We start from the raw sequence: 13,509 nt of genomic DNA, 5'->3' as shown, positions 1-13,509 counted from the left end.
AAGTTATTAGGTTAGGACGGAGGGTTTAGGGTGCAAGGTATAAGGGAAGAAAAACTTTCAACCTTTTACCTTACGCCTTTTACCTCGGTTATAGTTCTTTTATAGAAATGTTTTTGTACCAAACCTCATCTCCGTGATCCTGTAAGGCAATTTTACCAGTTTTAAAGGTTCCCCAGTTTTCCCATGTTGCAAATTTGCTGCCTGCAACAATCTTTTTCCAATTATCATCCCAAAGGGTAGTTTTTACTACTTCAACACCGTTTAAAATTAGTGTTAGTTTGCCCTTTTTACTGATGATTTCTGCTTTATTCCATTCGCCAACCGCTTTAACAGGTTCTGATGAGCTTTTCACCAAGTCATATAAGTCGCCGGCACGGTGTTTAGTGATTTTTCCATCTGGGTGGCCATCGTTATCAATAACCTGCATTTCTAAACCTGTAGAATAGGTGGCATGGTATTTAGGTTCTTCGTGAACATAAAAAATCAAACCGCTATTTGCTTTTGGAGCCACTTTCCACTCATACTTTAAATGGAAATCGCCGTATTCTTTGTCGGTTACCAAATCGCCCCCACCATCAGTGCCTTTTTTAGCTAAATCTAAGTGTAATGCACCATCCTGAACTTGCCAACCACTACCAACAGTAGTTTTGTTGTAAGTATGCCAACCTGTTGTTGTTTTACCATCAAACAATGGTTTAAAGCCTTTTTGTGCTTTTGATATTTGCGTAACTGCTAATATGATAAAAGCAGAAAGAAAGATTTTTTTCATTTTTTTAAATTTAAACCTGATGGGTTTAATTCGAGATTTTTAATGTTTTCAAAGCCTTCATTGAAGACTTCGTCGTTTAAAAAACCATCAGGTTTGTAAGTACTTTTTATTAAAGCGTTAAATTGTTCCAGCCTTTACGGTATTCGCGTTTTACAAACTGGTTTGCTTCATCAAAATTGGTCACTTTCATATTATCGTTATCCCATAGCATTTTGATGTACCTGCCTGGGTAAGTAATCTTATCGTTTACCGTTTTTTGGATGTCGAAACTTCTGATTGCCAGGTTGGCCATTAATAAAGCTTCTGTTAATGGACCTGCAATTTCGAAAGGCGAACTCACCTCTTGCTTGCCATAACCTGCAATTGCAGCTTCAACCCACTGTTTGTAGTGGCCGTTTGCGCCATCTGGTACGCGAGCATATTTTGGTGCAACTTTAATGTCTTTGTTTTTACTTAAAGGCAATAATTTTGGATTTGCACTATATGTCTCAGACATCATTTTACCTTTTGTTCCGATAAATAAGGTTCCATTACCGCCATCGCCAAAAGTTTCGTTTGCTTCTAACTCCTCTGGGCGTTCTGGTTGGATACCACCATCCATCCAGTGTAAAGTAACATCACCTTTGGTTTTATCGGTTTTAGGAAATTTTAAGGTAACATGGCTTGATGGCGGACAGCTTTCAGGGAAATAACCGCGTTTAAACTCATCTACATAAACAGAGCCCACACTGGCCTCAACTTCTTTGGCGTATTTTAAGTTTAACACACTAAAAGGAGCTTCGATTAAGTGGCAACCCATATCGCCCAAGGCACCGGTTCCGTAATCCCACCAGCCACGCCAGTTAAAAGGAACTAATTTATCTACAAAATCCTTTTCAGGGGCCGTTCCCAACCATAAATTCCAATCTAATTCTTTAGGAATTTCTGCTTTTTTGCTTGGCCAAGGAATACCTTGGGGCCAAACCGGACGGTTAGTCCAGGCATAAACTGTATGTACGTCGCCGATTAAACCAGCTTCGTACCATTCTTTCATTTGGCGTGGACCGTCATTTGATGCACCTTGATTACCCATTTGCGTAACCACTTTATATTTTTTTGCAGCTGCGGTTAGAATACGCGCTTCATAAATATCGTGTGTTAAAGGCTTTTGAACGTAAACATGTTTGCCCAACTGCATGGCTGCTAAAGCCTGGATGGCATGGTTGTGGTCAGGAGTTGAAACAGAGACCGCGTCGAAGTTTTTATGTTCTTTATCCAACATCTCGCGCCAATCTTTATAATATTTTGCTTTAGGGAAAGCTTTTACACTATTGGCTGCACGGCGATCGTCTACATCACACAGAAAAGCGATATCTGCTTTTCCGCTTTTGTAAAACATGTCTAAATCGCTTTGACCTTTTCCGCCAACACCAATGCCGGCAACCAATAAGCGATCGCTTGGTGCTAAATAGCCTGTTCCGCCCAAAACATGGCGCGGAACAATCATAAAGGCAGCGGCAGCGATTGCCGAAGTTTTAATAAAATCACGACGGTTACTCGTGTTTTTATTTTCTTGCTCTGTTTTCATATGTAGTAAATCGAGTTGCTAAAGGAATTCGATTATTTTTTCTTTAAAGATAAAATATACTTTACCATCAATTTTGCATCGTCTTTTTTAAGAGTAGCATGAGCGCTCATTGGCATATTGCCCCAAACTCCAGTTCCACCTTTAATAATCTTATCCGCTAACATGTTGATGTTTTTCTCTGTAGCTGGATATTTTTTTGCAATGTCTACGTAAGCAGGGCCAATAATTTTGTTGGTCTTGTTGTGGCAACCTAAACAATCTGATTTATTGATCAGTTTTTCGCCTGGATTTGATTGAAAAGCAGCATGGTTTGTTGTTGCAGTTGCAATCACGGTTTTCTCCTTCGCTAAATCTGCTTTTGAAAACGACGCCATAAAAATGACTACAGCGCCTAAAATTAAAAATGTTTTTTTCATGTGTGTTTATTGTTTTTATTGCTATTCAAGCTTTGCACAAGCAGTATTGTTTGTTAGTTGATGCTTATGCAGGTTTTTGTGTGTTTTGTTGTTTTTATAATCCTAATATTCTTTTATTAAAAGCGCTATCACTACCCGATGCTGCAAAATCGTCAAATGCTTTATCGGTTACATTAATGATATTATTTTTGATAAACGCTGCGCCTTCGCGGGCACCATCCTGCTGGTTTTTGATACAACATTCCCATTCCATAACGGCCCAACCTTTAAAATCATATTGCGCCAATTTACTAAAAATGGTTTTAAAATCAACCTGACCATCGCCAGGTGAACGGTAACGACCAGCACGATTTGCCCAGCTTTGGTATCCACCAAAGGTGCCTTGTTTGCCTGTAGGGTTAAATTCTGCATCTTTAACATGGAAAGCTTTTATGCGTTCGTGGTAAAAATCGATGTATTGAATGTAATCCAATTGTTGCAACACAAAGTGAGATGGATCATACAATAAGCATGCCCGAGGATGATTATTTACGGCAGCGAGGAACATTTCGTATGTTTCGCCATCAAATAAATCTTCCCCTGGATGTATTTCGTAGCAAACATCAACACCACATTGGTCGAATTCGTTTAAGATGGGGGTCCAGCGTTTTGCCAATTCTGCAAAACCTTCTTCAACTAATCCGGCAGGGCGTTGTGGCCAAGGGTGGAAATACTGCCACAATAACGAACCACTAAAGGTTGCATGTGCATTTAAACCCAGATTTTGAGATGCTTTGGCAGCATATTTCATCTGTTGTACTGCCCATTCCGTTCTGGCTTTTGGGTTTTTGTGTACTTCTTTTGGAGCAAAGGCATCAAACAAGTCGTCGTAAGCAGGATGAACTGCAACTAACTGTCCTTGTAAGTGTGTAGAAAGTTCAGTAATTTCTAAACCGTAAGTTGCAATTTTACCTTTTAATTCATCAGCATAGGTTTTGCTTTCAGCTGCTTGTTTAAGATCAATAAAGCGGGTATCGAGTGTTGGCATCTGGATACCTTTGAATCCTAAATCCGCAGCCCATTTGCAAATGCTATCAAGTGAATTAAATGGAGCCTCGTCGCTTATAAATTGTGCTAAAAATACTGCTGGTCCTTTTATCGTTGTCATGCCTGATGATTATATTTTAAAGTCGAACCATTTTTGATCTGATTGGCTTGAAGCCACTACATTTTCTATAAATGCCATTCCTCTGATTCCATCTGAAGTACCAGGGAAATCGAGCATTTCTGCAGTTGGTTGCTCATTGTTTAATTTTGCATTTACGGTAAGTGCAAAGTTTTTATAAATGTTAGCAAATGCCTCTAAATAACCTTCAGGGTGACCACCTGGCGTACGGGTATTGTGTTTTGCAAAACTACCCATATAGCCGTTGCCGGTTCTGTAGATCTGGGCAGGTGCATTTAACCATCTTACAATTAGTGTGTTTGGTTCCATCTGGTGCCATTCCAAACCACCTTTTTCGCCATAAACCCTAATTTTTAGTGCGTTTTCTTCGCCGGCAGCAATTTGAGAGGCCACCAATACACCGTTAGCTCCATTATCAAATTTCAATAGTACGTTCCCGTCGTCATCAATGGCTCTTCCAGGCACTACAATATTCAGATCAGCACAAATTTTAGTGATTTTTAATCCCGAAATATATTCAGCAAGGTGTGCTGCGTGTGTACCAATATCACCCATACAACCGCTTTTTCCGGTTTTAGATGGGTCAGTACGCCATGCTGCTTGTGCATTGCCTTCGCGCTCAGAAAGCGTACTTAACCAACCTTGCGGATATTCTACCACAATTTTACGGATGGCACCTAATTCGCCTTCATTTACCATTTGTTTGGCCTGCTTAACCATTGGGTAACCCGAGTAAGTGTGTGTTAAACAAAGGGTTAATCCGGTTTCTTGTACTTTAGCCTGTAGCTGTTTCGCTTCTTCTAAGGTTAAAGTCATCGGTTTTTCTATTACCACATTGAAACCTTTATCCAATGCCATCATTGCAGGTGCAAAGTGCGCAAAGTTTGGGGTAACAATGGTTACAAAATCAATTCTTTCATCAGCTGGCAATTCACTTTCTTTTGTCAGCATTTCTTCGTAACTGGTATAAATCCTATTGTCGGGAAGAAAAAGGATCTTTCCTGATTCGTAACCAATTTCGGGATTTATACTAAGCGCTCCGGCAGATAATTCGATTAGGCCGTCCATATTGGCAGCCAAACGGTGTACGGCACCGATAAAGGCGTCTTTTCCGCCGCCTATCATGCCCATTCTTAATTTTCTTTTCATTTTTGAGGTATGGGGTATAGGGCTAAAGGTTTAAGGCATAGAGACATTCAGCCCTACACCTTAAACCTTTTGCCTTAAACCTTTCTAGATATTCTTTTTCTTTAATTCTTTTACTGCGTAATCTGCAGCGCGTGCAGTTAGTGCCATAAATGTTAATGAAGGGTTTTGGCAAGCAATTGATGGCATGCACGATCCGTCAGTTACAAAAACGTTGTTTACTTCGTGCATCTGGTTCCATTTATTTAGCACAGAAGTTTTTGGATCGTTACCCATTCTAGCGGTACCCATTTCGTGGATTGCCATACCTGGATAACAGCCATTATCGTATGTTTGGATATTTTTCATGCCAGCTTTCTCTAACATTTCAGCTGCATCATTCATCATATCCACACGCATTTTTTTCTCGTTCTCTTTGTATTCGCAATCGATAGCCAATACAGGTTGTCCCCATTTATCTTTTTTATTATGGTCGATGTAAACCTTGTTTTCGTAATAAGGAAGCATTTCTCCAAAGCCACCCAAGCCCATGGTCCATTTGCCTGGTTTGGTCATTTTCTCTTTCAAATCAGCACCGAACGATAATTCGGCCACATCACTTTGCCAGTTGGCCCTGCTTGCACCGCCCTGATATCCAAATCCACGCAAGTAATCGCGTTTATCGTTACCAATGTTCTGGTACCTCGGTACGTAAATGCCATTTGCACGGCGACCATACGTATATTTGTCGTCAAAACCTTCTGCTTCGCCTGATGCTCCACAACGGAAATGGTGATCCATTAAATTGTGCCCTAACTGGCCGCTTCCATTGCCCAGTCCGTTTGGATGTGCTTCTGATGTAGAGTTTAACAGAATGAATGTTGAACCTAATGTAGAACCGTTTACAAAAACAATTTTAGCATAAAATTCCATCGTTTTGTTGGTCTGCGCATCAATAACCATTACGCCCTTAGCTTTTTTGGTATCTTTATCATAAATAATATGATTTACGATAGAATATGGCCTTAATGTTAAACGTTTGGTTGCCATTGCTGCAGGCAGGGTAGAAGACTGCGTGCTGAAATATGCACCAAATGGACAGCCACGGCTACATAAATTTCTGTATTGGCAATTACCACGGCCTTTATGCGGAACTGTTAGATTGGCAACACGGCCAATCATCATAATCCGTTCCCTTTTATAATGCTCTTCGATACGTGCTTTTACCGATTTTTCCACAATGTTTAAATCCATTGGAGGTAAAAATTGTCCGTCAGGACAGGTAGGCCAGTTTTCTTTCGAACCACTGATCCCAGCAAAACGCTCAGCATAATCATACCATGGAGAGAGTTCTGCATATCTAATCGGCCAATCGCTTCCATGTCCGTCTCTTGCATTATCTTCAAAGTTATGATCACTTAACCGATAACTTTGGCGACCCCACATTAACGATTTTCCACCCACATGGAAACCACGGTACCAATCGAAACGTTTATCTTCAGTATATGGACATTCTAAATCGTTTACCCACCATTTTTCATTTGCTTCCTGGTAAGGATAATCTCTTTTTTGTACAGGGTGGGTACGTTTTTGCTCTTCAGTAAGTTTACCTGCATGTTTAAAATCCCATGGATTTTTCATAGCTGTTTCGTAACCCGTAATGTGCTCGATGTTCATTCCTCTTTCGAGCATTAATACGCGCAAGCCCTTTTCAGTAAGTTCTTTCGCAGCCCAGCCGCCACTAATCCCCGATCCTATAACAATAGCATCGTAAGTATTTTCTGCTTTTAAATTAGTATTTAAATTCATGATGTTTTGTAGTTGTTGTTAGAAATTACGTTGCCCAAGATCTTTGGCCAGGTTTTAAAGGTGCGTTGCCATCATATCGGCCTGGAATAAGCACATATTCGCGTGCTTTGGTGCAACCAATTTCTGAAGAATAATAACCGAGTAGGGTTAAATCTCTTGCGGTAATAAAAAAGTAAGCTAAATCTTTGTTCTCTTCCGATTTGCTCTCTTTTTGGGCAAGTGCAATTGTTCTCAAATCGATCATTAGTTTTTTACGGTCGGCAGGTGTTAAGGTAATGTAGCTTTTTCCGAAATCTTTCATTGATTTAGCCTGAAGATCTTTAAATCCTTGTGCAAATGAGGCTTGCATGGTAGCAGGATAACAATCTTTCATCATCATAGGAATAAACTTTCCTAAGCCTGCAGCTTTGGCTCCAGCAGATGATTTGGTCGTCGGGACAATAATATCAGCGAATTCAGCAAAGATCTTTTCATCTTCGAGCGAATAAAGTACAAAATTCTTTTCGTTTTCCGGGAGCGTAAAACTTTCAAATAAAACGCCCATTGTACTTGCCGAGATTGCTCCTCCCAGCAAAAATGCAACGTTTTTGAGTGCTTCTCTTCTGTGCATCGTCTTTATGATTTTATATATTGGTTACTTACGTGTTGAATTAGTAATATTAGAAAAAATATAACGGAAAGAATAACTTTTTTTAGTTAAATTATCAGTCTGCAATGTGATTGTTACTGAGTAGAATTATTCTAAATAACAGGTATTTTATTGCTTTATTGTGGTTTAGAGCCTGTTTTTATGTGGATTTTACTTGGTGTAAAAAGTACATTTAGTATAGGCGAGCATATTATTTACTAATAAATATAAAAAGGTAGATTTTTTAGGGAGAAAATCGGCCTAAAGTAAATTTTTTTTGATGTAATTATAGCTTTCTGTTATACTCTCATAGGGTGGTTTTTTAATGATGTCTTGCTCTGTGAAAATATAATCTACTCCCGCGAGTTTCGACACTGCAAAAATACTTTTGAAATCGATCCTTCCGGCACCCACTTCTACAAAAACCGCTTTATCAGTTTTGTCCATATCTTTAACATGAAACATTTTAAAACGTCCGGGATTTTTCTTGAACATATCCACCGGGTTTAAGCCTGCATTTACTGCCCAAAAAATATCGAGTTCAAAACCTACCAGGTTGGTATCTGTTTCGTTGAGCAGGATTTCGTAACCGGTAACACCGTTTCCCTGGTCTTTAAATTCGAAGTTGTGATTGTGGTAGGCCAGTTTTAAACCTGATTTTCGGCAAAGCTCAGCTGCCTGGTTAAATTTTGCGGCCATACGTTTATAATCATCCAATGTTCCATTGGCTCTGATATCTGCAGGCAAGGCTGGGATAACGAAATATTTCTGTCCAACAGTAGCCGCAGTTTCAATGTGCGATTTTAGCACTTTATCATCACCTGAGGATAAAAACTCAGTTACGTTGTAATGGCCGCTGGGAGAGGAGAGTCCATTTGCTTTTAACAACGCATTGAAGTCTTTCGCCTCCAAACCCCAAAAGCCTTTTACTTCATATTTGCCAGGATAACCATAATAGGTTTCTACCTGATTATAACCAATTTTGGCAACCTGCTCGATGGTGGCTTTTACATCTGCAGTTAGTTGTTCGCGTAGGGTAAAAAGACCGATTCCGATTTTTGAGACTTTGGCAGATTGGGCTAAAGCTGTTGTAATAATAGATGGACTTAAAAAAGCTGTTGCACCAGCAATGCTTACCTGTTGTAAAAATGATCTTCTTGTTGTCATGATGTTTTAGAATTAAAAAAACCGGAGTGTAAACTCCGGTTTTATTTGTTAGAATGAATAAGCTAATGATCCCCAGAATGTACGTTGAAGTAAAGTTCTGCCAATCATTAATTGACCAGGGCTTACTGTTGAGAAATCTCTAAACTGATCTCCGCGAACATCGCCTTCTGTCAACACTTTTGCATTTAACAAGTTGTCTGCCCAAAATCTTATTGCTATTTTCTTAGTAAAGTTATAACCAGCACCAGCTTTCATTACTATGTAACTTGGTAGTTTATAACTTTCGCTAGGTGAAGTGAAACGGTTTCCAACATAATTGGCTGCTACATAGAGGTTAAAGTTTTTGTAGTCGTAATTGGCACCAAGTTCTGTGTTGAGTACCGGAACACGTTCGGTTCTATTGCCAGTGAAACTGTAAATACGATTGCCAAATTCGGCCGCAACAGCGGCATTTCCACTTGTGTTTGCTTCGTAATCTGTGTATTTAGAATCTTGCAATGTTCCTGTTAAACGTAAGCTTAGTGGTTTGGCAATTTTGTAAGAAACCTCATACTCGGCACTCCAGGTACGTGTAGAACCAAATGCCACCAATGCCTGTAAGCCTGATGCAACTGTAGGAACATTAATGGTTAATGATGTGTTTTTAATTGCTGAGTAACTGCCTGAGGCAAAGATAGCCAGATTGTTTTTAGCATATTTAAAACCAATTTCACCCAAATAAACAGGGCGTTTTTTTATGTTTGCTGCGTTATAAGCCGATGCATTATAATCGCCAATGTTTGGCGCATTGTAAGCTTTGGTTGCTCTAGCGAAAATACTTGATGTTGTGTTTATTTTGTAGTTTGCCCCTAACGAAGCTGCCCAATTGGTTAAAGTTTCATCATAATGCGTGTAACCTAAAATTGTAGGGGTTGCACTGGCGGTTGTATTAACTGTACCATTGGCATTTAGTGCGTAGTAAGGCCGGTCGCCTTTAACATTCTGATTGTCAATTCTTACTCCAATATCCAAACGCCATTTTTCTGATATTTTAATTTCATCGCCTGCATAAGCAGATAGCGTTCTGGTATCGCCAATGAAAGTATTTTTGGTTTGAATGGTACGTTCTGCCGCTGTTGGTGACTGTAATAAAATGCTTGGATGTTCTTTAAATTCGGTAAATGAACGGAAAGCATAACGTAAATCATCTCGGTTATATTGGTGAATGCCCAATCCGATGTTAATACTATGATCTTTTACTTTTTTTCTTAAATCCAGGTAATTAATGATCTGAACATCACTGTTAATTTGTCCCTGCGCATTAGAGGTAATTACATAATCTCCAGCTACAAAAGGCGCTACTGAACCACCAGGGTAGTAATAAGGTGTTGCTGCTGTTCTCGCTACAATTCCTGCAGGGGCAGTATAAGTAGAATTAGTATGTGTATTTTGGTAACGGAAATTGTTCACAATCTGCCAGCCATTATCAGTTAAATAGTTGAATTGAAAACCACCTGAACCTAATTTGGTGTGGATTCCATCTGTTAAACTAAAATTATGGCTCCCGTTGGTAGGATCATTGTAGCTCCAATCGGTTTGAATCGGTGTAATTGATTGCGTTGCCATATTATAATCGCGGTAAGTAGTTGGTTTTCCGGTACCATCGTAAGGATAATAACTTGTTAATAAGAACTGGACTTTATCATTCAGGTATTTGCCATATACTCTGATAAAGCCTTTATTGTTCTTAAAATTGAAAGTCATGTTTCCTTTAATCTGCCCGCCCTGGTTAGCCGGATTAAAGCCCTGATCTACCACGCCATTATCGGTACGGTAAAAACCACCGATATTATATTTAATCTGATCGTTTATTTTGCCGCCAGTGTTTCCATCAAAACGGTATAAACCTTGCGAAAAACCTGTTGTAAACTTAAATTGGCCATACTGTTTATCTGCACCAACATAACTGATGTTGTTTACCACAGCACCTGGTGTATTGGCCTGTACAATTGAAGCATTACCACCTCTAATGGCTTCGATATTCTGGATGGTTAAATCTGTTTTATAATATTGATCTACAGATGGGTTAGTGTTGAAACCTGTTGGCAAAAGCGGTAAACCATCTTCTTGTATGCCTAAGAAAATGTAGCCGCCCTGTTGCGGAAAGCCCCTTACCCAAACGTTACCTGGGCCATCGCCACCTGTACTTTCTACTGTTAATCCCGGTATCGCCTTTAATAAATCGGTGCTGTTTAATGGCGCCCTGTTGGTGATATCTTTATTGCTCACTGAGGTTAAAGCCACACTACTTTCTAATTTTTTCTTTGGGTTACCGCCGGTTACCATCACACTTTCCAATTGTAGGTTATCTTCTGATAGGCTGATGCTCAGGTTTTCATCTGCATTGCCTGGTGATAGATTTACCTCCTTAGAAATGAAACCTACGTATCTTACCACGAGTATTCGGCTATCAACAGTTAGGCCCTTTAATGCAAAGGCTCCATTTTCGTCGGTTGTGGTTCCTATTGATTTCCCCTTAACGGTAATCGATACACCGGGAATGGCATTGCCTTTACTATCTGTTACTTTTCCGGTAACAATACCTTCGAAGGTTCTGAGTAGTTCGAGGTTGTTATTTGCGGGAATAGAATAGAGCAGAATCTGATCCTTAACTATCCTATATCCCACGTCATAACGTTTTAGCGAATTCTCAAGAAAGTATTTAAGTTTTTGGTTAACCACATTGATAGAAACTTTACGGTTAGAGTTTATTAACTGTGGACTGTAAACAAATTTAACATTGGCTAAGTGTTCTGTTTTTTCAATAATGGTTTTAATATCTGTTTGATCGGCTTTGATCGAAATGGGTATATTCAAAAAATCCTGTGCGCCTACATTATTTGCAAATGCAGCACAAGTAAAAATTATTATTGCAAGTATTTGGTAAATCGAAACTCTCATTGCATATATCGCCAGCGAAATAAGTTGATTTTTTTTCATAAATTTGGTTATTGTTCATTAAATGATTGGATTTATTGGACATAGAAATACCATGAATACATTTCTGATGTATTTAACTCGCCGGCAATGCCCCACATTGTCGGCTTTGTTTTTAGAAAAATATTATGGAAAGCGGAGCCGCGGTTACGGGCTGTTGGTGTTGTGGTTCTTCTTCATCATGTTTATATATTGGTTAGTTTTTATTGGAAACTATAATACTAGTTCCCTGAATATAATATTTGCTTGAGATGGTTCCGCAGATCAGGTCGAGCTGCTCATATAGCCCTTTCTTGCTTAAATCTCCGGTAAAAGTATAGGTCGAAATCTGTTCATTATCCGATTTTATCTCTATCCCATAAGCTTCAGATAAGGTTTTGAAAATTTCTTTAACGCTTTCTTCTTTAAAATTGTAGCTCAAACTTGTGGGTATATTATAAGCTTCGGCCAATGGGATGGGCTTGCTTACCAATGTTTTGTTTAATTTGTGATCAGCAAAAATGCCCTTTTGGTTTGGCGTAAGTAGAATTGGTTTAGCCAATTTCTCTTTAGCGAAAGTAAACAGCGAACTTTTCTGATTTTCGGCTACCTGAACTTTACCAGTTCTTACCGCAACCTGAGCTGGAAGTTTATCAGTTGATGATTTTACCCAAAAGCTAGTGCCCAAAACCCGAACAACCAATTTTTGATTGTATACATAAAATGGACGCTTAGGATTTTTGCTTACCGAGAAAAATGCACTTCCCTTTAGGTAAACCATTCTTTTGTTAGTTGCAAAAACCTTAGGGTAAATAATGTTTGCCTGCGGTTTAAGTGTTACCGTACTTTCATCACTAAGTGTGATAACCAGACTACTGTCGCCCTCATTTGTTTTGCTGATTAAGCTTAAACCATCATTTTCATCAATGAAAGATTGTTCGGCATGGTTGTAAGTGGTTAAATATAAACCAGCAATAAAAAATGCAATGACAATAGATGCTGCAATGGCAAATTTTGGCCAAAGCTTTTTAACCCTTAATATGTTTGTTGGTTTCTGCCCAATGCTATTGATGCCAAACCAGGTATTTATCTGCATCTCTTCGAGCGCAGTTGACGATAGATCTTTAAAATTCTGGCTATTTAAGTTATGGTACCATTTATCTACCCATAGCCTTTCGGCTTCAGTACAATTTCCGTTTTCGTAACGGCTTAGTAAATCGTAAAATGATTTCTGGTCCATAAAAAAGAATATTTGGTCTTATATTACACAAGTAACGCAACAGGAGCGAAACCCTAAAGCTAGGCGTGATAAAAAATGAAATAAGTTTTAATTACCTGATAATCAGCTATAAAAAGATGTAAAAATTTTTAATGTACTCTTTTATCCTTTTAATAGATTGGGTGATATGATACTCTACGGCTTTTTCTGAGATATTTAGACCAGTAGAAATATCTTTAGTAGATTGGTGTTGGTACCGGCTAAGCCTGAAAACTTCTTGTGTTTTTTCTGGAAGTGAGTTGATACCTTCTTCAATGATGGAAGATAGATCGTGAAGATCGACCAGATTTGCGGTATCCTGATGGTTTTCTGAATAGGTTAGGGTTTGGTACTCCATGTATTTGTTTTGCATAACCAAACTCCTGATGTAGTTGATTACGCTTAACTTCAAGGCGCCGAACAAATAAGCCTGGAGGTTATTGATTCCTGTTCTCTCCCGCTTTTCCCAAAGGGAGATAAAGATATTCTGTACCAGTTCTTCAGCAATTACCTTATCGCCTGTTTTTTTGTAGGCCGCCAATAAAAGCTCATTACTGTAGGTAAAATATATTTTTTCGTAAGCCTGCTTATCGCCTAGTTTCAGGCGTTTAATTAAATCTTCAGATTTTTCAGGCTCAGGGTGAGTCATT

General features: G+C 39.0%; 11 protein-coding genes. All 11 read right to left on the bottom strand.

Features of this window, described 5'->3' with window-relative positions; translation table 11 throughout:
* Positions 1–88: 88 nt before the first annotated feature.
* The 11 genes from FHT21_RS21300 to FHT21_RS21250 all read right to left on the bottom strand — a co-directional run bounded on the left by FHT21_RS21300 (position 89) and on the right by FHT21_RS21250 (position 13,508).
* Positions 89–769, bottom strand: a complete 681-nt coding sequence (locus FHT21_RS21300; RefSeq protein WP_167296760.1) for a DUF1080 domain-containing protein — start codon at positions 767–769, stop codon at positions 89–91.
* Positions 770–878: 109 nt separating this feature from the next.
* Positions 879–2,336, bottom strand: a complete 1,458-nt coding sequence (locus tag FHT21_RS21295; RefSeq protein ID WP_167296759.1) for a Gfo/Idh/MocA family oxidoreductase — start codon at positions 2,334–2,336, stop codon at positions 879–881.
* Between the two features lie 32 nt (positions 2,337–2,368).
* A complete protein-coding gene (locus tag FHT21_RS21290) occupies positions 2,369–2,752 on the bottom strand; it encodes a c-type cytochrome (RefSeq protein WP_167296758.1) in 384 nt (127 codons plus the stop codon).
* 94 nt (positions 2,753–2,846) lie between these two features.
* Complete coding sequence (locus FHT21_RS21285; RefSeq protein WP_167296757.1) at positions 2,847–3,899, bottom strand: sugar phosphate isomerase/epimerase; 1,053 nt, start codon at positions 3,897–3,899, stop codon at positions 2,847–2,849.
* Positions 3,900–3,908: 9 nt separating this feature from the next.
* The gene (locus tag FHT21_RS21280; RefSeq protein WP_167296756.1) at positions 3,909–5,066 is read right to left on the bottom strand and encodes a Gfo/Idh/MocA family oxidoreductase; all 1,158 of its coding nucleotides are present in this window, start codon (positions 5,064–5,066) and stop codon (positions 3,909–3,911) included.
* An 84-nt stretch (positions 5,067–5,150) separates the two neighbouring features.
* Complete coding sequence (locus tag FHT21_RS21275; protein ID WP_190326412.1) at positions 5,151–6,851, bottom strand: GMC family oxidoreductase; 1,701 nt, start codon at positions 6,849–6,851, stop codon at positions 5,151–5,153.
* 25 nt (positions 6,852–6,876) lie between these two features.
* Positions 6,877–7,461: a gluconate 2-dehydrogenase subunit 3 family protein gene (locus FHT21_RS21270; protein ID WP_167296755.1), complete on the bottom strand. Its 585-nt coding sequence runs from the start codon at positions 7,459–7,461 to the stop codon at positions 6,877–6,879.
* A gap of 279 nt (positions 7,462–7,740) precedes the next feature.
* Complete coding sequence (locus FHT21_RS21265) at positions 7,741–8,646, bottom strand: sugar phosphate isomerase/epimerase (protein WP_167296754.1); 906 nt, start codon at positions 8,644–8,646, stop codon at positions 7,741–7,743.
* 48 nt (positions 8,647–8,694) lie between these two features.
* Complete coding sequence (locus FHT21_RS21260; protein ID WP_167296753.1) at positions 8,695–11,625, bottom strand: TonB-dependent receptor; 2,931 nt, start codon at positions 11,623–11,625, stop codon at positions 8,695–8,697.
* A gap of 193 nt (positions 11,626–11,818) precedes the next feature.
* Positions 11,819–12,841, bottom strand: a complete 1,023-nt coding sequence (locus tag FHT21_RS21255) for a FecR family protein (protein ID WP_167296752.1) — start codon at positions 12,839–12,841, stop codon at positions 11,819–11,821.
* Between the two features lie 106 nt (positions 12,842–12,947).
* Positions 12,948–13,508 carry a sigma-70 family RNA polymerase sigma factor gene (locus FHT21_RS21250; protein ID WP_167296751.1) on the bottom strand — a complete coding sequence of 187 codons (561 nt, stop codon included), beginning with the start codon at positions 13,506–13,508 and terminating at the stop codon, positions 12,948–12,950.
* Position 13,509: the final 1 nt, after the last annotated feature.

The sequence above is a fragment of the Pedobacter sp. SG908 genome (genome assembly GCF_011759615.1).
GTDB classification, from domain to species: domain Bacteria; phylum Bacteroidota; class Bacteroidia; order Sphingobacteriales; family Sphingobacteriaceae; genus Pedobacter; species Pedobacter riviphilus.
The sequence above is the reverse complement of the archived record's forward strand: the minus strand, read 5'-3'. Positions and strand labels throughout refer to the sequence as shown.

What these genes read in the sequence shown, in the direction of transcription:
- FHT21_RS21280 (WP_167296756.1), bottom strand. Translation starts at nt 5,066, where the DNA reads ATGAAAAGAAAATTAAGAATGGGCATGATAGGCGGCGGAAAAGACGCC.
- FHT21_RS21295 (WP_167296759.1), bottom strand. Translation starts at nt 2,336, where the DNA reads ATGAAAACAGAGCAAGAAAATAAAAACACGAGTAACCGTCGTGATTTT.
- FHT21_RS21275 (WP_190326412.1), bottom strand. Translation starts at nt 6,851, where the DNA reads ATGAATTTAAATACTAATTTAAAAGCAGAAAATACTTACGATGCTATT.
- FHT21_RS21255 (WP_167296752.1), bottom strand. Translation starts at nt 12,841, where the DNA reads ATGGACCAGAAATCATTTTACGATTTACTAAGCCGTTACGAAAACGGA.
- FHT21_RS21285 (WP_167296757.1), bottom strand. Translation starts at nt 3,899, where the DNA reads ATGACAACGATAAAAGGACCAGCAGTATTTTTAGCACAATTTATAAGC.
- FHT21_RS21270 (WP_167296755.1), bottom strand. Translation starts at nt 7,461, where the DNA reads ATGCACAGAAGAGAAGCACTCAAAAACGTTGCATTTTTGCTGGGAGGA.
- FHT21_RS21300 (WP_167296760.1), bottom strand. Translation starts at nt 769, where the DNA reads ATGAAAAAAATCTTTCTTTCTGCTTTTATCATATTAGCAGTTACGCAA.
- FHT21_RS21260 (WP_167296753.1), bottom strand. Translation starts at nt 11,625, where the DNA reads ATGAAAAAAAATCAACTTATTTCGCTGGCGATATATGCAATGAGAGTT.
- FHT21_RS21265 (WP_167296754.1), bottom strand. Translation starts at nt 8,646, where the DNA reads ATGACAACAAGAAGATCATTTTTACAACAGGTAAGCATTGCTGGTGCA.
- FHT21_RS21290 (WP_167296758.1), bottom strand. Translation starts at nt 2,752, where the DNA reads ATGAAAAAAACATTTTTAATTTTAGGCGCTGTAGTCATTTTTATGGCG.
- FHT21_RS21250 (WP_167296751.1), bottom strand. Translation starts at nt 13,508, where the DNA reads ATGACTCACCCTGAGCCTGAAAAATCTGAAGATTTAATTAAACGCCTG.